The 21748-nt window shown below is 67.1% G+C and carries 16 protein-coding genes; 4 read left to right on the top strand and 12 right to left on the bottom strand.

Annotation, left to right across the window (positions count from 1 at the left end; genetic code table 11):
* Positions 1-103: 103 nt before the first annotated feature.
* On the bottom strand, positions 104-325 hold the full coding sequence (locus IPI67_37995; protein ID MBK7585966.1) for a hypothetical protein: 222 nt from the start codon (positions 323-325) through the stop codon (positions 104-106).
* Positions 326-637: 312 nt separating this feature from the next.
* On the opposite strand from IPI67_37995, the gene IPI67_37990 reads away from it, so the two are divergent.
* Positions 638-2491, top strand: a complete 1854-nt coding sequence (locus tag IPI67_37990; protein MBK7585965.1) for a S8 family serine peptidase — start codon at positions 638-640, stop codon at positions 2489-2491.
* A gap of 8 nt (positions 2492-2499) precedes the next feature.
* Positions 2500-3225: a hypothetical protein gene (locus tag IPI67_37985; protein ID MBK7585964.1), complete on the top strand. Its 726-nt coding sequence runs from the start codon at positions 2500-2502 to the stop codon at positions 3223-3225.
* Between the two features lie 117 nt (positions 3226-3342).
* Here IPI67_37985 and IPI67_37980 read toward each other — a convergent pair whose 3' ends face one another.
* The 7 genes from IPI67_37980 to IPI67_37950 all read right to left on the bottom strand — a co-directional run bounded on the left by IPI67_37980 (position 3343) and on the right by IPI67_37950 (position 13599).
* A complete protein-coding gene (locus tag IPI67_37980) occupies positions 3343-3648 on the bottom strand; it encodes a hypothetical protein (protein ID MBK7585963.1) in 306 nt (101 codons plus the stop codon).
* Between the two features lie 149 nt (positions 3649-3797).
* Complete coding sequence (locus IPI67_37975; GenBank protein ID MBK7585962.1) at positions 3798-4166, bottom strand: hypothetical protein; 369 nt, start codon at positions 4164-4166, stop codon at positions 3798-3800.
* A 9-nt stretch (positions 4167-4175) separates the two neighbouring features.
* A complete protein-coding gene (locus tag IPI67_37970) occupies positions 4176-5825 on the bottom strand; it encodes a right-handed parallel beta-helix repeat-containing protein (GenBank protein ID MBK7585961.1) in 1650 nt (549 codons plus the stop codon).
* 78 nt (positions 5826-5903) lie between these two features.
* Positions 5904-7571, bottom strand: a complete 1668-nt coding sequence (locus tag IPI67_37965; protein MBK7585960.1) for a hypothetical protein — start codon at positions 7569-7571, stop codon at positions 5904-5906.
* An 86-nt stretch (positions 7572-7657) separates the two neighbouring features.
* A complete protein-coding gene (locus tag IPI67_37960; protein ID MBK7585959.1) occupies positions 7658-10480 on the bottom strand; it encodes a hypothetical protein in 2823 nt (940 codons plus the stop codon).
* 130 nt (positions 10481-10610) lie between these two features.
* Positions 10611-12068 (bottom strand): PEGA domain-containing protein, encoded by a 1458-nt coding sequence (locus tag IPI67_37955; protein ID MBK7585958.1) that lies wholly within the window; start codon positions 12066-12068, stop codon positions 10611-10613.
* 10 nt (positions 12069-12078) lie between these two features.
* Positions 12079-13599, bottom strand: a complete 1521-nt coding sequence (locus IPI67_37950; protein ID MBK7585957.1) for a serine/threonine protein kinase — start codon at positions 13597-13599, stop codon at positions 12079-12081.
* 281 nt (positions 13600-13880) lie between these two features.
* On the opposite strand from IPI67_37950, the gene IPI67_37945 reads away from it, so the two are divergent.
* The gene (locus tag IPI67_37945) at positions 13881-14291 is read left to right on the top strand and encodes a hypothetical protein (GenBank protein ID MBK7585956.1); all 411 of its coding nucleotides are present in this window, start codon (positions 13881-13883) and stop codon (positions 14289-14291) included.
* Between the two features lie 97 nt (positions 14292-14388).
* Here IPI67_37945 and IPI67_37940 read toward each other — a convergent pair whose 3' ends face one another.
* The 4 genes from IPI67_37940 to IPI67_37925 all read right to left on the bottom strand — a co-directional run bounded on the left by IPI67_37940 (position 14389) and on the right by IPI67_37925 (position 19524).
* Entirely contained in the window at positions 14389-15321 is a 933-nt protein-coding gene (locus IPI67_37940; GenBank protein MBK7585955.1) for a hypothetical protein, read from the bottom strand.
* Positions 15322-15622: 301 nt separating this feature from the next.
* Positions 15623-16699 (bottom strand): PEGA domain-containing protein, encoded by a 1077-nt coding sequence (locus IPI67_37935; protein MBK7585954.1) that lies wholly within the window; start codon positions 16697-16699, stop codon positions 15623-15625.
* A gap of 3 nt (positions 16700-16702) precedes the next feature.
* A complete protein-coding gene (locus IPI67_37930; GenBank protein MBK7585953.1) occupies positions 16703-18181 on the bottom strand; it encodes a protein kinase in 1479 nt (492 codons plus the stop codon).
* Positions 18178-19524, bottom strand: coding sequence for a sigma 54-interacting transcriptional regulator (locus IPI67_37925; protein MBK7585952.1), 1347 nt, complete (start codon positions 19522-19524; stop codon positions 18178-18180). The genes IPI67_37930 and IPI67_37925 overlap by 4 nt, the downstream gene beginning before the upstream one ends.
* A gap of 232 nt (positions 19525-19756) precedes the next feature.
* Here IPI67_37925 and IPI67_37920 point away from each other — a divergent pair, with 232 nt between their 5' ends.
* A complete protein-coding gene (locus IPI67_37920) occupies positions 19757-21748 on the top strand; it encodes a PD40 domain-containing protein (GenBank protein ID MBK7585951.1) in 1992 nt (663 codons plus the stop codon).

The raw sequence follows: 21748 nt of genomic DNA, 5'->3' as shown, positions 1-21748 counted from the left end.
CGCCGGAGTCGCAGGCGCCGACCCGGGGTTTGCCTCGCTGATCGAGCTCGGGACACCCCTTGCCAATGTCGATGGCGGGGCTGCCCGCCGGCAGCGGAAGCGATCAAGCGGAACCGCGGCGCTTCGATCGTGCATCCCACCGGGCCCGCGCAGCGGGAATCCCGCTCCGGACGCTGCTGAACGGCATGATCAAATCGCCGCGGATTTCGACGATCGTTTCCAGGCTTGGCGTCGCACGCGAGACGCGCGCGCAGCCCAGGATCCGCGCCCACCGATCAAACGCGAGTCGAGGAACTCGCTGGCCTTCGATGTCGTCGACGTGCATCGCCCGACTCGCATGTTCAAAACCGCGCCTAGGCCGGACCGTCGCCATACTTCTCGCACGGTCGAGGTAGCGCGTAGCCCTGGGGCCGGGGTCAGAAGGGGACACCTCGACAAGGCGGGGCGGCTTCGTTGACGCGGAAGACACAAAGTGACACCTTGAAGTCATGGTCGGGCATCGGGCAAACTTTTGACATTGAGCGCACTGCTCTCGCACGGCTTGATTGCTTGTGCGCCTGACGGAACGGACCCCACTTCTGGTGGCGTTGACGGCTTGCTCTCCACAGCGCCCTCGTCGTGTCTAAACGGCGTGTTCGTGACAGACCATCACCGATTCGAGTACATCGGCGCTTCGGTGACGCGCCTCTTGTGCAAGCCTGGAGGCCTCGAAGCGCCGACGATTGTCACGCTCGATTCCAAGACCGGTGCGGCCGTGGAATTCACACAGCTTGCCGACGCCGATCGAGCGGCGTTTCATGGCTGGCACGCTTCCGTCGACCCGGCGTTCCGTGAGATGCTCGAACAGAAACCGGCGGAGCCGGTCGAGGCCTACCTTTGGTTCTACGTCGACGAGAGCGACGCTCCCAACAAGGAGTGGCTGGTCGCTGAGCCTTCGGCAGCGACGGTCGCAGTGTCGTTGCGCGAGGTCCGAATGCGCTCGGCCGCCGCTGCGCTCGCCAAGAAGTTGCAAGCCTCGCCTGACGTCGAGATCGCGACCGACGTGATCGCGCCCGAGGAGTACGGCATCCCCATCATCCGTGTGCGCGCGAAGCTCGCCGATTTCGAGCAGATCGGGGCCTGGCCGGAGGTATGGCGGATCGACCCCGTGCCCACGCGGTTCACGCCGCAGTCGGATACCTACTACTACACCACGCTCGACAGTTACCTGGACGGACTCTTCGGGCACGACGGCACCGGACAAACCGTTGCGTTGTTCGAGCAGACGCGCCCGGATTCGTGGGCCAACCTCACCGGCGCGGTCGCGGGGTCCTGCGCGGACGACTTCGGTGCCCAGAAGAAGTGCCATTGCGCGGCGGGGGCAAAGCACTCCCACCCTCGATATGTCGCCGGGATCATCCGTCGGTCATCCGGGATCCTTGGGATGGCGAACGAAGCCTCGACCATCGCCGCGAACCACTTCGGTGGTTGCCAGACCAACGGTCCGGACTCGATCTCGAGCGCGCTGAATTGGGCGACCACCAACGGCGCTCGGGTGATCCTGACGACGGACTCGACTGGCCCAGGGACGGCCCTCGACTTCTTGTTCGACTACAAGGCCAGCGTGTCTCCCTACCCGATTGTGGTCGGCGTGGCCGGAAACAACTCGGCGGCCGACGTCGCGTCCCACCACCGGAACGGCCTCGTCACAGGCGGAGCGCTGGAGTCTCCACCGGGAAGCAGCAACAGAGCCTCGGTCACGACGGATCCGGCGAAGTCATGGCGGAACCCCACCGGGACCGCGGGCTTCGAGGTGCCGCACATCGCCGCCATCTCCGAGGATGTCACCGGATACTGTCACGACCTCTGGACCGTGACAGTATCCGGAGGGACGAGCGCCGCGGCGCCGCAGGTCGCTGGCGTCGCAGCCTCGCTCCACGAGGCGAACTCGGCGCTGGTGTCCTGGCCGGAGGTGATGGTTCCCGGATTGATGGTGAGCGCGAACCAGGATCTCGACAACACGCCGCTCAATCTCCACGATGGCTGGGACGATCGCGACGGCGCTGGCCTTCTGAACGCATACCATGCGCTCCTCGTGCTCCAGTCCTCGTCGCGGGTCCACGGAGGCAGTCCAGCGCGCCGCGCGGCTCACGACTACCATGTCCTCACCTCGTCTGGGACGCCCGAGGGAACCTTCTATATCGAGGAATACGCCGCGCGCGTGCCGGCCGGAGTCGAGCTGCGAGCCGAGGCGTTCTTGCAGACCCGGCCCACCTGCCCGCAGAACCCCGGCTCCGGCTCGTGTACTGCCGACCCGTATCCGTTCTTCGGGCTGTTTGTCTACGATAACGCGACACTGGTGCGCGCCGCGTTGAACGCGAGCAGCAACTACCAGTACATCTCCCACTTCAACACGACGGGCGTCCAGAAGGACTACACGGTACGGATTTACATGGGCGGCTGGAACGGTCTCACCCAGACGACGTTTGGGCTCGCGTGGGATTCGTACTGAGGAGGCGCGTGGCGCGAATCGCCAGGATTTGGGTCGCCGGTGTGTTTCTCGCAGTGCTCGGCGCCAGCTGTGGGGACAACGCCAAGGAACCAGGGCCCGGCGGAGTGGGCGGCACTTCTCCATTGGACGGCTCTGCGGAGGCTGACGCGGCGATCTGTGCCACAGAGCAATGGGACCTGATCGCCTTTGTGAAGGCGAACAAGGCGTGCACAGCGGATGCCGATTGCGTGTTCGTCCCAGTCAGGTCGGTGGTGAGAGAAGTTTGCCCGAGCCCGAGCGAAGAGGCGGACGCGGCGGGCGGATTCTATCTGAACGCGGCCCACGACCAGGTCGAGCTCGACACACTGGCCAAAGCCCTCGACGCGTGCCTGCCCCCGCCGCCGCCGTACGCGTGCGGAATAAGCCCCTCCCCGCCCGTGTGCTGGCATGGTCAGTGCTTCGGGAAATTTGATGTCGAGTCGAAGACTCCGTGCCTCGCCGACCTCGGCGGGGAAAATGCGTGCACCCAGTGCGCGTGTGGAACATGCATTTACGATTGTCAGGGCCTTCTGGAGCGCCCCGTCGTCCTGTGCGCGATCAAGGCCGGGTGTCTCGGCACGGCGCAGTGCGATCCGTTTTCCCCCGACTTCCCATGCAAGAAGGAGATGGCGGAGACCGGGGGCGGGACGTATCGTTATTGCAATAACTGCATCGCGGACTGGCAATGCGCGGCGGACTGCGCTGCCGGCAAGTAGCGACGTCGACGGGCGCGCGTAGGTAGGATGAACGCCCTCCCGCGCGGCGCTCGGCCACGATTGCAGGGCGCGACGGGGCACGCGGAAGGTGCGTTCCGACCGGTTTCGGTGTGAGCGCTACCGCGCAAGGCAGCAGCGTGGCGACCCCGGGGCGTTCGGCGGCTCCGCGCCGGTGTCCAGGCGCAACTCCGCGCGTGCGACGCGCGTCAGCGCGCGTCTCGTCGCAAGCCGAACCAGGAGCGCGAGCTGGTCGAGGTCGAGCGCGAAGGTCCCGTCGCTGAAAGGCCTCTTCAGGACCAGGCGCACGACGTCGTTGCCGAGAAGCTGGACACGCTCCTGCGCGATGGGCGGGAACAACATGTACTTGCACAATGCCTCTCGTCCCGCGGCGTCGCCGGCGCTCGCAGTTGTCGCCGCGTGCAACGAGAAGCCGTGCTCGACGGCGACGCGCTTCGTGATCCCCGACGGGGGGCACAGGGCCTTGGTGTGCAGGAGCTCCGCTCCGCTGCCGAGCTTGATGGGGTCTCGACGGCGCGGCGCTGGACCGGCGGGTGCGGTGCCCAGGGTGGACGCTACTGCTCGGCGAGCGCTGGCTCCTTGTCGGCGAGGGCGGAGCCGCTCGTGACGATGCTCGCGCCGCTCGCGTCGTCGTCCGCGATCACGCCCTTGCGCCGCAAGAGCGCGACAATGCGCGCGCGGGCGATCTCCAGCACGTCGGCGACGTCATCGTTGCTGAGGAAAGGCAGCGGGTGGAACGTCAGTTCGGCGTCGGCAAATCCGACGACACGCGTTGTACCGCAGTGACGGCGCCGCTCCTGCCGCCCGAGATGGCGCCAGGAACCCGGTGACGACCTGGGAGGGCACGGCGAGTTCGAGTGTTCCACACTCGGCGCGGGCTCGGTAGGCGTGCGCTCGGTCTCCGCCTGCTGTTCTTGCGCCACCCGCGCCGCTCAGGGTTGATACTCGTACGCGCCGGAGTCGCAGGCGCCGACCCGGGGTTTGCCTCGCTGATCGAGCTCGGGACACCCCTTGCCAATGTCGATGGCGGGGCTGCCCGCCGGCAGCGACAGCGTCTCCGTGGGACCACCGTTGTCGGCCAGCGCTCCGAGCTTCGGATCTGCGAAGACGATGCCTGCCGCGCAGGGCTTGTCGGCGTTGCCGTTGTTCTTCTTGTCGGGCCACTGCAGGTTCCCGCCGCCGTCTTCGAAGGTCTCGTGGCAAGCCAGGGCGCTGAACTCGTTCGCGGTGGTGTTGTTGGCAAACACCACGTTGGTCAGCTTCACCGCTCCGCTCTGACCCTTGAAGATGACCGGCCCGTAATCGGCGTCGTTCGCGGCGAACGTGCAGTTGGTCACGTCGACCTTGCCGTTGCCCGCCCAGAGCGCGCCGGCGTTGCCGGGGGTCTTGTTGTGGTCGAAGCTGCAGTTCTCGACCTTTGCGTCGGTGCCGCCGCCGAGGAACAGCCCGCCTGCGTGGGCGCCGGTGACGTTTCCCGAGAAGGTCGAGTTGATCAGCAGGAGCGGCACGCCCTCGTGATACACGCTGCCGGTGCCGCCGCTCTTGCTGCCGGCCATGTCGTTGTCCTTGAAGGTGCAGCGATCGAACGTCGCGCCGCTGCCCTCGAGGTTGTAGGAGAAGAAGGCGCTGCCGTGCACCTTGGCGTGGTTCTTCTCGAACACGCCGCCGCAGATCACGAAGTCGGTGGGAGCGTCGAGCCACATGCGGTCGATGTAGAGACCTCCGCCGTTGCCGTACTGGCCGCTGTCCCCGTCGGTCGTGGCCGAGTTCCCGTAAAAGACGCTGTTGACCACGCTGAGGTTCGTGCTGCGACTGAGCACGCCGCCGCCGGTCGAGCCGCTGTTGTTGCTGAAGGTGCAGCCGGAGAGCACGGCCTTGGTGAGTCCGCCCGCGTAGATGGCGCCGCCGCCCACATCATGATCGACGCTGGCGCTGTGGTTGTTCTCGAAGGTGACGTCGATGGCCTCGAGCGTGCCGAACCACGGGTGCAAGAGGCCCGCTCCACTCTCGTTCTCACTGCCTGCGGCGACAAATCCGTCCTTGATCGTGAGCCTCTGGACCACGAAGTCGATGTGGTGGTCGAGCTCGATCACACGCACGGCGTTGCCGCCGCTCAGGGTGATCTCACCCCCGCCATCGATGATCATCTTCTTGGAGACGAACGCGGACTTCGTGAGAGTGATGGTGTGCGGTCCGCCGCAAAAGAACAGCAGGGTGCCTCCTCCGGCGACGGCGTTCAGCTTTGCGAGCGTGTCGTGCAGCGCTTGCTCGGTGCAGCTCGCTGCGGTGCCGTCGCCGACGGTCTCCACCTGTCCGGTTGGCTTCTCGGGTTCGAGCTTACCCGTGCACGCGACGTTGGGGTTGGTGCCGGTGTACCCGCCGGTGGACGAAGCGCCAGTGCCGCCCGACGACGTTGCGCCGGTTCCGCCGGAGCCACCGCCACCGCCCGAGCCACCAGCGCCGCCAGCGCCACCGGTGCTGCCGCCGTCGTCGCCACCGCCACCACAAGCCGTCAGTGCCAGCGTCAACACGAACGGCGAGAGCGCCGCCCATCGCCCCGTCTTCATTCTGCTCGAGCTCACGTAGCTCATGTTACGCGAGAAGTGGCGCGCGGGGGAGTGAGCTGCCAGACCTACATCAGCGCGTGGCGACCGCCCGAATCACTTGTACTTCGACACCAGCTGCGAAAACACGTAGCGAGCTCCCTGGGCTTCGCTGAGGCCCCAGAGCTCACCCGTCGACACGTCGATGTAGAGATCTTCGGGTGCATTGGTCCAAGCGTAGGTCGATGAGCTGCCCACCGCGGTGCGGTAGAGCGCTCCCTTGCCGTTCGCTGGGGCGCTCGACGAGAGCAGCCAGCGCCCGTAGGCAGGCACCGCGCCTTGATTGTTGTTCTGACCCGAATAGAACGCTTCCTTCGGCACGAACAGGTTTCCGCCAGCCAGGCGCCCTGTGGCGGGGTCGAGCGACCAGCGGTACAGGCGCCCGTTCGGCTGACCCGCCACGTACTCGCCGGAGACGAGGCTCGGCGGGGAGGTCGCGCGATCCAGCGCCGCGAACGAGAACACCGGGACGCACGCCGATTCGTGTTTGTACGCGCCGATCTGCGGGATGACGTACTTGTACTTGTGCGCGCGATACACACCCGCGCCCGAGCTGTAGCCGATCGTGTCCGCGTCCGTCGCGACCTGCAGGATGCGGGACATGTCGAACACCCGGAAGCCCTGCGAGGTCTGCGCGACGTACAGGTAGTTTCCGTACCAGGCGATCCCGCCCGCGTGCGAGACGAAGGCCTTGAAGTCCGGGCGCGTGCCGTTCATGTACGGCTCGACGAGCAACGCGAAGCGGTACTTCTTGGTCGCCGCGTCGACGAAGGCAATCCTCACCCCTTTGTCGGGCGAAGCACCGTCGTAGTACCAGCTCACCAGCACGATCGATTTGCCACCGATGGGCGCCGCGATGGAGTCCCCGCTGCCGCTGATGCCCTGGGGGATCCAGTAGGTGACGTTCACGTCACCGGTGTCCCAGCGCATACCGCGATGCACGCTGGAGAGGCCGGGCACCGAGGACACCGCGACACCCTGGCGGTTCGCGTCACCCACGACGTACGAGACGCTGCGCTTCGTCAGCACCGCGGCGAGCCCCGAAACGATCGCGCCCTGGGCCGTCCAGACATTGGTGTCGGCCATGGGGAAGGCGCAGGTGTTGATGGCCTTCAGCCCACCCCCCTCTTTCACACCGGTCGGCGCGGGACAGGCGGCCACCACACAATCCGCGGGGCAGGTGGCGCAGCTCTCACCGGTTTCGCAGGAACCGTTGCCGCACGTCGGCAGGCAGGCGCCGCAGTCCAGAGAGCACGTCGAGCAGCTCTCACTGCCGTTGCACGCGCCATCGCCGCAGGTGGGCGGGCAGGCGCCGCAATCCCCGGGACAGCTCGAGCAAGTTTCGCCGGCGTTGCAGCTCGCGTCGCCGCAGCTGGTCGGACAAGCGCCGCAGTCGACGGAGCAGCTTGCGCAGCTCTCCCCGGCCGAGCACACACTGTCACCGCAACCGGGGAGATCCGAGTCGAACACGCCCGCATCGGCGCCGGCACCGGAGCCGGCGGCCCCGGAAGAACCCGCCGCGCCGCCGACCCCCGTGGACCCCGCCTCCCCGGCGATGCCACCAGCGCCCGCCCAGGCATCGGAGGTCGAGGCGTCCTTGGCAGCCGCGCCACCTGACGCCTTGGGCGCGTGGGACTCGATGCCGTTACTGTCCGAGCACGCGGAGGTGACGAGCAGAGCGAGCAGAGTCAGGCCGAGTGCGCTTCGGCAAGATCGGGGCGCCATCGTGATGGATTCTACACGAGAAGGGACGCTTGGCGATTGCGGGCGACGCTCGACGGGTCAATCCCGCGTCGCGAGACTCGGCGCGCTCACTTGTACTCCCAGGTGTCCCCGGCTTGCCAGAGTCCTTCACCCAAGAACCCGCCGAACATTACGAGCGACTGACGTGTCGTGTCGTAGGCGAGGCCGCACATGTCTCGCTTGGCTGGCTTGGTGGTTTGGGGTACCAGTTTCCAGTCAGAACCGTCGTAGTACCAAAGGTCGTCGTAGTAGGAAGTCGGATTAGTGCTCCGGTTTTCGCCACCGAACAGCACCACCACCCCGCGGTCGACGTCGTAGGTCAGATCCGTCACGTCGCCACCTGCAGCCGGTGTGGTGTGTGGCGGCACCGTGGACGTGGCGATCTTGGACCAATTGGTGCCAGCCCATTCGAAGGTCTCTCCCGTCGTCCACGTGAATTGCACCGTGACACCGCGCTTGGAGTCGAAGGCCATCCCTCCGCTGCTGGTTGGGGTTGTCGTCGGCGTGAGTTGGGTCCAGTTGATGCCGTTGTATTCCCAGGTTCGATAGGTGGTGGCCGGATACGTCGGCCCGAACAGCACGGTGACGCCGCGTTTGGAGTCGAAGGCGCACTTGTTGCCAATGGTGTTGATGCTCGTCGCCGTGGTTGCCTTGGTCCAGGTGCTGCCGTTCCACTCCCACGTGTCGTAGAAGAAGGTCGTTGCGTTCTGGCCGCCCACCAGCACGACCCGCTGTCGAGCGCTGTCGTACACCATGCAGTGGCTGTAGCCAGCAGGCGGGCTCACTGCGGGGCTCAGCTTGGTCCAGGTCGTTCCGTTCCAGGTCCAGGTATCGCCATTGATGACGTTACCCGCGCCATAACCGCCGTACAGGAGCGTGTAGCCGTGAGCTGCATCATAGGCCATGACGGTTGCGCGTTTACCCGGGTTGGGCGACGGGTTCATGTTGGTCCAACTGCCCACCGCGCCGTTCGGCGTTGGGTCGATACCGTTGCCGATCCCGTCGCCGTCGAAGTCCGGGTAGGTCGCGAGCTTCGCCCAGCTGACCCCGAGCGGGTAACCACCGACGCCGAGCGGGGTAGCCGTGCCAGTCGCGATGTTGATGGCAACGATTTGGTCCTTGGCCCCCGCCAGATACCGCTGCGCGTACAGCATCGTGTCGTTCCGACCGAACGCGGGCTGGTAGAAGGTGGCGCCGGGCGTCGGGTCCGAATAGACCAGAGTCGGCGTGCTCAGATCGTGGACGTACAGATCCTTGCCGTTGGCGTACGCGAAGCGCGACCCGTCCGACGCCCACTGCGCACCCCGCGCCTTGCCCTGGGGTACGCTCGGAAGCGCGGTCACGGTCTTCCCGGGCAACGTCAGCAGGCGATCCCAACCCCCAGAGGCACACGCCTGCTCGTTGAAGAGGATTTGGCTGTTATTCGTGGGGCGGACCCCCGGATCCGACGCGATACCGCTCACATCGTACAAGGTCGTCGGCGAGCCGGCGTTGACGGCGTCGAGCCGCACAATGTTCTCCGAGCACGTCGAGTGCGGTGAGTAGAGGATGTGGGTGCTGTCGCCCTCCCAGCTGTAGGCGAAGGGGCCGGCGCCGAGCGACGCCACGTCCGTCACTGCGCCTCCGTCGGGGTCGAGCATCCAGAGCCGCCACGCTCCCGACGCCCACGCACCAGGCCCGGTTCGTTTCGAGACCACCGCGAGGTGCTGTCCATTCCAGGAGAAGCGCGGGAAGAGGAGCGCGTTGGTGTCGGTGTTGTTGTTCGAAAAGTCGTTGGTGACGCGGACCTTGTGACTGTCATCGTCTTTGGCGAGCCAGAGCTGATAGGTGCCGCTCTCGTCGGAGACGTAAGCGAGCCAGCCCGGATCGCCGGTGACTCCACCCGTGCCGCCGGTTCCCCCGGTCGCTCCGCCCGTTCCACCGGTCGCTCCGCCGGTTCCGCCAGTGCCACCGATCCCGCCGCCCGTTCCGCCGGTCGCGCCGCCCGTTCCGCCGGTCGCGCCGCCCGTTCCGCCGGTCGCGCCGCCCGTTCCGCCGGTCGCGCCGCCCGTTCCGCCGGTCGCTCCACCCGTTCCGCCGGTCGCTCCGCCGGTTCCACCGGTCGCTCCACCGGTTCCACCGGTCGCTCCACCAGTGCCGCCGGTCGCTCCGCCGGTTCCACCGGTCGCTCCACCGGTTCCACCGGTCGCTCCACCAGTTCCACCGGTCGCTCCACCAGTTCCACCGGTCGCTCCACCGGTTCCACCGGTCGCTCCGCCGGTTCCACCGGTCGCTCCGCCGGTTCCACCGGTCGCTCCACCAGTTCCACCGGTTGCTCCGCCGGATCCACCGGTCGCTCCGCCAGTTCCACCGGTCGCTCCGCCAGTGCCACTGGTACCTCCAGACGAAGCATCGACGCCGGCGTCACCCGCGTCCCCGCCCGTTCCCGAACCACCCGCGAGGCCCCCCGAACCTCCGGCTCCACTCGAGCCACCGCTGCCAGAGCTACCCCCGAGTCCGCTGTCCGTCGGTTCGTCGTCGAAGCACGTTCCTTCGACACACACTTTGGCGCCGGGGCAAGCATGGGTGGCGTCACACCCGGCGCGGCAGTTGCCGTCCGCACCGCAGTACAAACCGGAAGGGCAACTCGTGGGTGAGCAGCCCTTCTCAGCGGGAGTCGTGCAGACGTTCACGTCCGGGTCGCCGCTCGAAGGCACACACGCACCGCCGGGGCAATCCTTGTCGAGCTGACACTCGGGACGGCAACGCCCATACTCGCAGAGGTACGGCTCGCGGCACGCTGAGCTCTCGTCGCACGTCGCGCCCAGCCCACGCCCGAGCTCACCGTCGTGACAGCCATTCGTGATGAGCGTCGTGCCGGCCAACATGAATACGAGAAGTCCGCTTCGCATGAATCACTCCTTCGGACGCGCACCGCGAGTGCGCCCAACTTGATTGCACGACGACACGCTCGAATCTTCCACTGGGGACAGCCCCAATCCGGCCGCGCTCGCCCGAGTTGGCCGGAGTCGGTGCTCGCCTTCACCAGCGGCGCGTGAAATGCAGTCGCGCGCCATCGCGACCGGCGCTCTCCATACTCAGCCCGTCGTATCGACCGGGATCGTCACCGGTGACCCACAGCACGACACCCGTGGCGAGCAGCGCCCCGCCAGCGATGCCTAGACCCACCACACCCTTGTCCCAGGCCTGGATGGAGCTCAGTCGGTCGTCATTCTCCTGCTGCCGCTGCGAGAGATCGGGGGGATGCGGGGGCGACTTCGACCACTCTCCATCGAGAGCCGAGTTTTCCCGCTCCCACTCACTGAAGCGCCCGTCATTCCAGATGAACGTTCCCACCGCCACCGCCCCAAGCGCGAGCCCCGCCCCACCCGCAACCCAAGCCAGGGTGCGCTGCGTCTTCGCGCGTGACTTGTAGTCGCGCAGCGTGTCCGGAGTCGGCACCAGCTGAGCTCGTACACTACGGCGCTCGCCCGGCGACAACGCGAGATCGAGGGTCCACGAGCGAAATCCAGCTCGGGAGACCTCGAGGCGATGCGGACCGACGGGCAACATGCTGTCGGCAGTCACCGGCAAACCGTTCACGAAGACCTTCGCACCCGGCTCGCTCGCGGCCACGCTGACGTGCGCGGCAAGGGAATTGGGCAGCCGAGTCTGGGGCGCAATTTGGCACTCCACCGGATCGGTCGCGCCATCCAAGACGGTCACGGCGGAGCGGCTCGTCGTGTATCCGGGTCGGCGAAACACGACGTCGTGAACGCCTTGCGGCACCAGCAGGGGCGCCGAGAGGGGCGTCTTGGCGAGGACGCGGTCATCCACGACGACGTCCACTCCAGGGATGCCACAGCGGAGCACCAGTTGTCCCACACCGGCAGCTCCCCGCGGGCTGTCTGTCCGAACGAGCTCGATCCGAAGGCTGGTGCGCTCCTCACCGGCTACCGTGATCGAACGATCGATGGGCTTGAAACCATCCTTCCGAATGCTGATCTCATGCCGACCAATGCCCAGGCGGACTGGGGATTCCAGAGGCGTCAGCGCGAGCGGAACGCCATCGAGCAGCACCGACGCGCCGTCTGGTTTCACGGTCACCGTGACCTCGGCAATGCGGGCTCTCTGGCGACCGAGATCCGCCGTAACCTGAGCTCGCCTGGTCTCGGCGATTTCGGCGCCTCCTTCAGACAGGTAGCGTTCGAGGGCGTCCACCGCCTCGACCGGCCGGCCCAACCCCACGTAGGCCATCCCGAGGTTGTAGAGCACCGAATAGTGCGGGCTGATCTCGTAGGCACGCCGAAACTCGACGACCGCCTCGCGTAGCGCGCCTTCGTCCGTCAACTCCAGCGCTCGATCGAAGTGCTTGCGCGCCTGAGCTTTGTCATCATCGGCCCAGGCTGCAGCCCCGGCGCACAGCGTCGCCACCGCAAACAAGAGGGCGACTGCGAAGCGGCGAGACGGCTTGCTCCAGTCGAGAGTTCGAGATGACATCATTGCACGACTACCGGTAGGGGTTTTCTCGATCGAACTTGGGCGGCGGACGGCCCGGCTTCGTCACGGGGGCGGTCGTCACCGGCGGTGGCGAGATTGGGCTGGGCGCGGCAGCATCTGGCGCCTTGCCCTTGGCAACGAGCGGCCCCGAACGGCTGCCCTTTGCGCCCGGCGTGACCAGCGCGTTTTCCGGCTCATCTGCCCCGGCGTCCGGAGCTTGGGGCGAGCCGCTCTCCGCTTCTTGGACCGCGGGTTGCGGGGGCGGCGCCGGCGACGTGTCCAGCGCAGTCGTTGACAGTTCAGGCGCCGCGTTCGGCGCGCCCGGATTCCGAGCGGTCGCGCGAAATACGACGAAGGCCGAGATCGCGACGAATGCAGAAGTGACGAGGCCAATGGTCTGCCAGCGGCGCCGGGGGCGCATCGCGCTTTGGCGGATCCCCGCGGCAACCAGAGCTTGTTGGGTTTCGTTGCCCACACCGCGCTCCGTCGCAGCTGCACTCGCCTCCGAAGACAGTCCGGCAGCGGAGGCCGGTGAGACCAACGCGGTCTCGCCGGCGCCGAAGACTCCCGAGTCCGTTATCGTCTCGACGAGTGGGGCGGACACTTCGGAGGGCTCGACACTCTCCGCCGGCCGCAGCGATTCGAGAGGCGTGATGTGACGGCCCGCGAACGGGATGAGCGCGCGCGCAAGCTCATCGACGCTCGCGTGCCGCTCATGCGGATCGTGGGCCAACGCTCGGCTGATGGCCTCGGCAAGTCCACTGGGGACATCCTGTCTCAGCGCCGCGAGCGGAGCGATCGCCTCGTGCAGGATGTGGTAGATGATGACGTGCACCTGCTCGCCGGGGTGAGGCACTTGCCCCGACAAGAGCTCGTACAGAATCGCGCCCATCGCGTAGATGTCAGCTCGATGGTCGATGTCCTTGGCACCGCGGATCTGCTCAGGCGGCATGTAGAAGAGCGTGCCCATCATGACCCCCGCCCGGGTCGACGCGCCGCTGGTCACACTGCCGCGTAGCTTCGCAATGCCAAAATCGAGGATCTTGAGCAACTCGCCTCCGTCCCCGCGGTGCGTCAGGAACAGGTTCTCGGGCTTGAGGTCGCGATGGATGATCCCCCGGGCGTGCGCCGCGGAGAGACCTCGACACGCCTGGATCACCAGAAAGACGGCTCGCGTGACCGAGAGGCGCCCTTCGCGCGTCAAGACGGACCGCACGTCCTCGCCGGCCAGGTGCTCCATCACCATGTACGGTGCCCCGTCGTCCGCAAAACCGAAGTCCGTGACGGCAACGATGTTCTCGTTCTCCAGCGCCCCAGCGGCCTGCGCTTCGCGCCGGAAGCGCGCGAGCATGTCCTCGCTCTTGGTCAACTCCGGGTGCAGAAACTTCACCGCGAACCGCCGGCCGATCAGCTCGTGTTTGGCCTCGTAGACCGCACCCATTCCGCCGGAACCGAGCTCACGAACCAGCCGGTATTTGCCGGCTAGCAAATCACCCTCCCGAGTGACCAGGCTCGGTCGCTCGCCGCTCACCGTTCCACCGTGCCGGCAAGCCAACCGTTGTTGAGAATTCGTGCAGACACTCGCTCAACCACACATTGGACCGCCAGCGCAGCGCGCCATCTACTGGGGAGACCCCCAAGTGTCGGCAGGCGGCAGCGTTGACGCTGCGGACCTCGATTCACACCCCGCGCAGCACCGCTCTGAGAGGTTCGCAGAGCGTTTCTTCTCACGCCCCGGGGAGCGTTCACGCTCGCTCAGAATTGGGGGTTGCCTCGATTGCGCGCGTCAGGCCTGTGCGAGTGGATCTCGACATGAGCTCCCTCACAGTGTTTCTGCGTGTTTCTGTCCGAACCCTCACGATGGCTGCGCTGCTCGCTTCCTGCCACCCCCCACCTCCGCAACAGTCGGGACCATTCCAAGAGCAGCGCGTGGCCGGCCTCGGGAATCCGGAAATCGTGATCGTCAACAAGGCTCAGCTGGTGGTGCGGCTGGTGCTATCCGGGCCCGAGTCGCGGACGATCGAAGCGCAGGCCGGCGCGACCCAGTCCGAGCGACTCGCGCCGGGACAGTACAGCTTCGAAGCCTCCGCGCCGGGGGTTCAAGGCGCCAGCGGGACCAAGGCGTTCGACGTCGACCATCGGTACCTGTGGACCTTCGACGTGGTCGAGGTCCCACAGGGAGCCCAAGCCGGCGGCCCCGCCGCCCAACGCGCGGCCAGCTGAGCTTGCGCGTGCGCTCCAATCCGATGCTCTCCGCCGCCGAAAATCTTCCCTAGGACGAGAACGGCGTTGAGCGCAGCTTTTGGATGAAGCCGGAGGCTCACCCGCCGTCCCGAACCATCAGCTCCGCCATCAGCTCCGCACGACTCTCCACCCGGGCCCTCGTGAGCAGGCGCGTGACGTGATACTCGACGGTGTTCTCGGCGCACTGGAGGGTCGCGGCGATGGTCTTGTTGGCCTGCCCGCGCGCGAGCAGCCTCAGCACAGCCGCCTGTTTGCTCGTGACACCCCAGCGACGAACCGCGAGCTCGACAGCGAAACCAGCGTCCGCCGGTTTCGGGCGGGACACGACCAAGTAGCGCGCAGGACCGCCTTGAGAACCCAGGCGTGTGAGGCGAAACGACTCACTCTGTCCGAAGCGGGCGGCTTCGACGATTGAACGTCGTAGCTCGCTTCCGTCGCGCTGAAGCTCGAGCAGGGCGACCGAGTTGGCTCGATGCACGACCCCGCGGGCATCTACGACCAGAGCCAATCCGGGGATCGCTTCGAGCGCCGCGCCGAGTGCTTCGCCGACCGCGGCAGAATCCGCCAGCTGGCGGGATGCCGCGAGCCGCTCTCGCAGGGTCGGCACGAGCCGTCGCAGCATGCGTTGGCTCCCACGCTCGAAGCGCCGGGGCGAGAACGTAAATAGAACACCCAGTACCTCTTCCCGCTCACACAGGACCACGCGCAGCTGATCGTGGTGGGCGAGCTCCGACCGAGCAAACACCTCCTGTTGTATCGGGATCGATTCGACTGCCATGCGGCGCGCGACGGCAGCACGACTCGTCACGACGTTACGATCTCGTAGCGCCGGGCAGAGCGCATTGTAGCTCGCGAACCGAGCCGGTGCGCTGCGGAGGAACTCACGAAGCCGGGACTCGAAGGCCCGCGGCGCACTCAGTCCGCTCGAGTCGAAGCGCTCCACCAGCCACCCGTCCCTGACGCGGCGTGGCTCGAAGAACACGGCGCTCGACGCGCCCGCCGCACGCATCGCAAACGGCAAGGCGCTCTTCGCGCACCAGCTTGCCGGGACGAACTGTTCGCACAATTCCGTGCACGGCCCGTCCCGGCCACTTGGCCCGTCTGCCTCGACTCGGCAGTGCGCGTCCTCGTGTCGTTCGTCTGCGCTCAATCGACCATTCGCGTGGAGCAAGGCTGTCCCTCCCGGCACCAGCGAGGGAGCAATTGGTGGGCCAGCGCAGAATCGAGCGGGATGGTTCGCGCTCGCTACCTTGGGGGAGCCCCCAAGGCCGTCCACGGTCGTCCGGCGGACGCCAGCGGACACCACCCCGTCAAAATCGCCCGCGAACCCCGACCCGGGCGGCGCCGGGGGACCAACCAGCGACTGGGGTCGCGGCGGTCGTGCCGCTCCCGAGCCAGAGGGCTCCGCCCGACGCCAACATCACCCCGCCGGTGATCGCCAAAGCCACGGTCCAACCGTCGACGGTCTGCACAGAGTCCAGCAGATCAGCGTTCCGCCCGCGTCGCCCCTCGAGCGCGGATAGGTCGTTCTGCGTGGCGGAGGGCCAAGCGCGATCGATGGCTGCCTTTTCACTCTGATAGTCCGAGTATCGCCCGCGGTTGTAGAAGTACAGCCCGCCCGAGGTCAGTCCCATGGCCAGACCGGTTCCTCCAAGCACGTAAGAAACCGTGCGCCAGGTCGACGCGTCGTCGGCCCGCACCGGCGGCCCCGCTCCCCTTGAAACAACCGGTTTTGAAGTCGCGCCCCGGACGAGCGCAACGTGCAGCGTGCGTTCCTCCCGCCCGGTCAGGTGGACGGAGAGCTCCTGAGCTTCGTAACCGGCGAGCCTGACGCGCAGGCGATGCTCTCCGACCAGCACACGATGCGGGGCGTCGAGAGCCGCCGCCGGAACTTCGCGGCCGTCGAGGGTGACCGCCGCTCCCATGGGTCGCACGTCGAAGCGCACAACGGCGACCCGCATTGCCTGGCCCTTCACCAATCGTTCCACTTCGTCGCGCCTGGCCGTGTCCAGCCCGCCCGCCGCCTCTGCCTCTCGGAGGTACCTCTCGAGCGTATCGACCGCAGCGATTGGATCCCCGAGGGCGATCTGCGCCAGTCCAACATTGTAGAGGGCGACGGGGTGTGGGCTCTCGCGATAGGCCTCCTGGAACTCGGCGAGGGCGCGGGCGTACCGCCGCGCATCCAGATGTTCGAGCCCCAAATTGAAGTGCTCGCGCGCCCGAGCCTTGGCTGCCTCGTCTGCTGCCACCGTGTCACTCGGTTCAACCGGAGGCGGCTCAGCACCAGCATCGTCCGCGGGCTGTGCTCGCGCCTCACTCGAGATGATCAGCAGCGCACAAAGCAAGAGCGCGCTTGCGCGGACCACGCCCATGAATGCGCTTTGCATGGCTCACTCGTAGGGGTTGTGGCGCTCGAACTGCAGGGGCGCGCTCGCGGCAGGCACGGGCTTCAATTCCAACACCGGCGCCTCGGCCTTGGGCGAGACGAGCGAAGCCGTTGGGGGTGGAACCTTCGCAAGAACACGCGGCGTCTCCGCCCTGACCGACGGCGGCGCAGGCCTGCTCTCCGCAGCTGCCGGCTCCACGCTCGGCGGGGGAGGGTCCACCGCACCGCGCGGCGCTGCGCTAGCAATTGCGGGATTCGGAACGCTCCCGCCGACGCTTGGGGAAGACCGTACTGCGGCCTCGCGGGGCGGCGCTGGAGCTTCGCTGCTGCCGCGTCTTCCCGCCCAGACACCGAACCCGAGCGCGCACACCAGCAACACCGGCCACCACCAACTTTTGTTCGAAACCGGCTGCGCCCCGACGACGTCGGCCACCGCGCTCCCGCCTGCACTCGACTGTGACGCCGAGAGCGAAGCCCCTGCACTCGCTGGCGCATCGGTCAGCGTGGCATCGTCCGCTCCGAGCACCGAACGCACCGGCTCACGATCCCGGTGCGAGCCGAGCTGATGCGCGGCAATTTGCTCCAGCTCTTGCAGCAAGGCTTCGATGTTGGCGCTGCGCACTCGCAGATCTTTTTCGGTCGCCCGCTCCACGGCCTCGAGCAGCTCGGGCGGCAGATCAGGCCTCGCGTCTCGGAGCGGCGGAGGTCTACGGTGGAGGACGTGGTAGAGCACTTCGTGTGGTCGCGCGCCGAAGTGTGCGCGCTGTCCGGTGAGCATTTCGTACAGGATGCAGCCGATGGCGTAGACGTCGACACGGCCGTCCAGATCGGGCTCGCCGCGGACCTGCTCCGGCGCCATGTAAGAGAGCGTGCCGAGCAGCGCACCGGATTGGGTCTCCGCGCTCGTCACAAGCTCACCATCCAGCAGCTTGGCAATCCCGAAATCGAGCACCTTCACCCAGTCCGTGCCGTCGTCTCGACGCGCGACGAACAGATTCTCCGGCTTGAGGTCCCGGTGCACGATGCCGCGAGCATGCGCGGCGGCCAGCCCTCGACAAGCCTGAACCGCGAGCTCCACAGCCCGCCGCGTCGGCACCGGCACGGTTCGCGACAAGAGCGCCCGCAAGCTCTGGCCTCGCAAGAGCTCCATCGCGATGAAGGGAGCTGCATCGTCCGCGTGGCCCACATCCCGGACAGCGACGATGTGCTCGTTGTCCAGGGCTGCAAGGATGTTGGCTTCGCGACGAAACCGCGCGACCGAGCTGGCACGCCCAGCCAGCTCGGGGTGCAGGAACTTGATGGCGTACTTGCGTGGGTCGCCGCGGCGTCGTGCCTCGAACACGGCACCCATGCCGCCACGACCGATGAAACGTCGCACGCGGAAGCCTCCGGGAAGCTCCACGCCGAGGCGCGAACGAATCGCTACGTCGGCTTCGAACGACGCATCCGACTCCGCGCCCAGCTGGCGATCCTGGTCGCTCATGTTGGCGAGCGCTTTCCGCGGCCGTTGGTGTTGCGGCGGATCTCGCTGAGCAGCGCGTCGTTGCCCTCCAACATCCGATACGCTCGCTGCCGCGTCACGCCGAGCGAGACCGCGGCGCGCGAGACGTTGCCATCGTGCGCACGAAGCGAGTCGACGAGTCGCTCCAAGCTCGGCTCCTCCGTCCGGTCCGCGCCCGCCCGTTCGCGAGAGAGCGGATCCCGCAGATGCTTCGGAAGGTGAGCGCGACGGAGCAGGGGTTCTTCCCCGTGCAGCGCCAGTATCCGCTGCACGAGCAGCGCGAGCTCACGAACGTTGTAGGGCCAATCATGACAGCAGAGCGACTCGAGTAGCTCGGCCGAAACGGCGGGGGGCCGCCCGCCGCTCTCTGCCCGAAGGATCTCCGCGAACAGATACGGCACGTCGCCGTGGCGCTCGCGCAGTGGAGGCAGCTCGACGACGAGCCCCGCCAGGCGCGCGTGCAGATCCCCCCGGAATCTTCCGTCAGCCACGGCCTCGGCGATCGGCGCTTGGCTGGCACACACGACGCGAACGTCAATCGGCTGGGGGCAGGACTCACCCAATGCCACGACGGCACTTTCCTCGAGCACGCGGAGCAACAAGGCCTGCAGCGGCAGCGGCAACTCGAGCACCTCGTCGAGGAGAAGCGTGCCGTGATTGGCCGCGCGAAAGTGGCCTTCGCTCGCTTGCGTCGCGCCCGTGAACGCCCCGCGGCGATAACCGAACAGCTCGGCCTCCGCCAGTGACTCCGGCAGGGCAGCGCAGTTGATGGCAACGAACGGACCCCGGCGTCCGCTCCAATCGTGGATGGAACGTGCAACGTACTCCTTGCCGGTTCCCGTCTCGCCCTGGAGCACGATCGGCAGCTTGGACGCCGAGGCTCGCTCGACCGGCCCGAGCACGGCGCTGAGCAACGCACCACCGAACACCCCAGGCGCGATTTCTCGGTGCGTCGAGGTTCCGTCGGCGTTCGGCGGCGCGGCCACGACCCCGACGCAGTCGCCGAGTCGGATCACGTCGCCGGGAGCGAGCGGGCACTCGTGCGTCTTTCGACCGTTGATGTAGACGCCGTTCTTGCTCCCGAGGTCGCGCACGATGTGAATCGGACCGTCGCTACGGACGTCCGCATGGTGTCGGGAGACACGCCGGCCCTCGAGTGGCGGCGAGCAGTCCGGATCGCGCCCCAAGCGAATCAACTCACGCGTGAGCACGCTGCGGGTGCGCCGCCCGTCGTCGTTCACCCACAGAATGGCGAGCCGCGCCCCGCCGCGTCCACCCGCGGTGCTGCTTGCGTCCCTGTCGGTGCTGTCGAGTGTAGAGAACACCTTCCCGTCCCCAATCCCGGGCAGATTACCATGTATTTTCAGCTCAAACCGTCGAGAACCGCCACCCGTCTTGCTGGTGACCCCACGAGCCGATTGGTGTCCGCGGACAGCTCTAGAAGTGTCTGCGGACGGTACACCCCGGAGAGGTGTCCACGCTTGTCCGGCGGCGCTAGGATGCCGAAGCAGGACCCAGGCGGGGGGCATCGACGGGCTTGGGAGAGAGATCGCTCTGATGCGCCGCGGGTTTCGACTCTGCTTGCCAATTCTCGCCCTCTTGGCGGACGGGTGTCACTCGAACGACGCTCTTCTCGGCCTCGGGGCCCCCTGTTCCACGACGGACGAGTGCGTGGCCGAGCTGTCTTGCGCGCACGGACGCTGCCGCAAACCTTGCGCGAACGACGCGGTGTGTGGCCCCGGTGTCTGTGCTCTGACGGCGGCTTCCACGATCGGCGCGTGTTCGCTGCCCGGTGAGAACGGCTGCACGGCGGGGCGATGCGCGACCGGTCTGATTTGTGCCGCGGACGACATCTGCCGCTTGCCTTGCAGCTCAGCGCTCGACTGCGCACCAGGTCACCTCTGTTTGCAAGGCGCGTGCTTCAACGGTCTGCCCGGCTCCGACGACGGCTGGCTCGTGTTCACCTCCAACGCAACCGGGCGCGCGGAAGTGTGGGCTGCGCGAGACGACGGTTCGCAGGTCGTGCGCCTCACGGACCAGATGGGTGGGTCAGCGGGAGCCGCCGAGGGCTTGCACTACCCGCTCGCATCGCCGGACGGCGAGCAAATCATCTTCGCTTCCAGTCGCAATCCGAGCTCGGGTGAGCACGACGCACTCGCCCACCTCTACCGCGTCGCGCCGGACGGCACCGGGTTGGCGTTCTTGTCCGACCAAGGCAGCCAGGCCGCCGCGAGCTTCGCGGGCGCCGCATGGGAGTCGGACAGTCGTCACCTCGTCGTCGTCTCGGCGGGCGCGTGCTCAAACCGACTGCTGCGCATGGACGCCATCGACTCGAGCGAGCCCGAGGTGCTGTTTGATCCAGCGACTCCGAACGGCCTGCCGCTGTTGGTCCCCAGCTTCCCGGTGGTGCACCCCAAGAACGCGCGTGAGCTCTTCGTATGGGAACAGCCCTGCGGAAAACTGGGTGCACTGCGGCGCGTGAACCTGGACACCGGCTCGGCGGACGACGTCACCGCCATCGATCCCGCTGAGAGCCCGGACTTCCTGGCCATCTCGAGCTCCGGCTCCGAGCTCTCGTTCAGTCGGGACGGAGCGATTCGTGAGCTCTCGACCAGCGATCTGTCGAGCTCGGAGTTGCTGTTTTCGGATCCGAGCGCCGTGTTCCAGCGCCCGACCTTCGGAAACGACGACACGCGCCTCTACGCCAAGCGCAGCAATGCAGCTCCGAAAGACCAGCCGCTTGGCATCCAGGTCATCGATCGACACACCCGCAGCGCCTGGCTCCTCGACGTCGACGCCCGCTCTGACGACCCGTTTGTAACCTGGGCCCGGTTCAGCACGAACATCGACCGCGATCGCGACGGGATCGCCAATGGGCTCGACCCAACGCCGGATGGAGTCGAGGGCTGCGCGATTCAACCGGGCGACTTCACGGTTGGACTGTGGTGTTTCCGCGAAGGAGGCGGCAGCGTTTCCGCGAGCCAAGTGGCAGGGGCTCCCGACGCGACGGGCATCAAGCCGGACGAGTGGAGTGCGGGGGGCTTGATGTTGCACGAGTCCGCCGTGGTCATCCCCGACGCAGACGTGCTCGAGCTCGAGCCGCCCTGGACCGTGCGGGCCGCAGTCACGTTCGACGAGCTGGGGCCCGCCGACGCAATGGTCGTTGCGCGCGCGAGCTTCGCCCCGGGCAACCCCATCAGTGGGGCAAGCGTCTGGGTCGCACTCTCCGTGAGTGCTGCCGGCTCGATCTTGTGCCGCCTGACCGAGCTCGGTTTGGAGTACTCGGCCAGCGCCGAATCCGCGCAGGGGCTCGTGAGCCCCGGCACGACTGTGGAGCTTGGCTGCCATCGTTCAACCGACGGCCGGTTGCACGCCCTGTGGAACGGGCGGGACGTGACGCTCAGCACTTCGTCCAGCTTCGTGGCCGGTACCGGCGCCAAGAACGCGCCGTTTCTCGTCGGCTGGATCGACGCGCCGACCGCCGACCTGCCGTTTTCGCCTCACTACGCCCGGATGTTGCTGAGCGCTCTCGCGCTCGAAAGGAAATGA

Source organism: Myxococcales bacterium (assembly GCA_016706225.1).
GTDB lineage: Bacteria > Myxococcota_A > Polyangia > Polyangiales > Polyangiaceae > JADJKB01.
This window is presented reverse-complemented; position numbering and strand designations above follow the sequence as displayed.

Coding starts and splice junctions, on each gene's coding strand:
- IPI67_37935 (MBK7585954.1), bottom strand. CDS start 16,699: ATGCAAAGCGCATTCATGGGCGTGGTCCGCGCAAGCGCGCTCTTGCTT.
- IPI67_37940 (MBK7585955.1), bottom strand. CDS start 15,321: ATGCGTGCGGCGGGCGCGTCGAGCGCCGTGTTCTTCGAGCCACGCCGC.
- IPI67_37955 (MBK7585958.1), bottom strand. CDS start 12,068: ATGTCATCTCGAACTCTCGACTGGAGCAAGCCGTCTCGCCGCTTCGCA.
- IPI67_37945 (MBK7585956.1), top strand. CDS start 13,881: ATGAGCTCCCTCACAGTGTTTCTGCGTGTTTCTGTCCGAACCCTCACG.
- IPI67_37930 (MBK7585953.1), bottom strand. CDS start 18,181: ATGAGCGACCAGGATCGCCAGCTGGGCGCGGAGTCGGATGCGTCGTTC.
- IPI67_37965 (MBK7585960.1), bottom strand. CDS start 7,571: ATGGCGCCCCGATCTTGCCGAAGCGCACTCGGCCTGACTCTGCTCGCT.
- IPI67_37960 (MBK7585959.1), bottom strand. CDS start 10,480: ATGCGAAGCGGACTTCTCGTATTCATGTTGGCCGGCACGACGCTCATC.
- IPI67_37995 (MBK7585966.1), bottom strand. CDS start 325: ATGCACGTCGACGACATCGAAGGCCAGCGAGTTCCTCGACTCGCGTTT.
- IPI67_37920 (MBK7585951.1), top strand. CDS start 19,757: ATGCGCCGCGGGTTTCGACTCTGCTTGCCAATTCTCGCCCTCTTGGCG.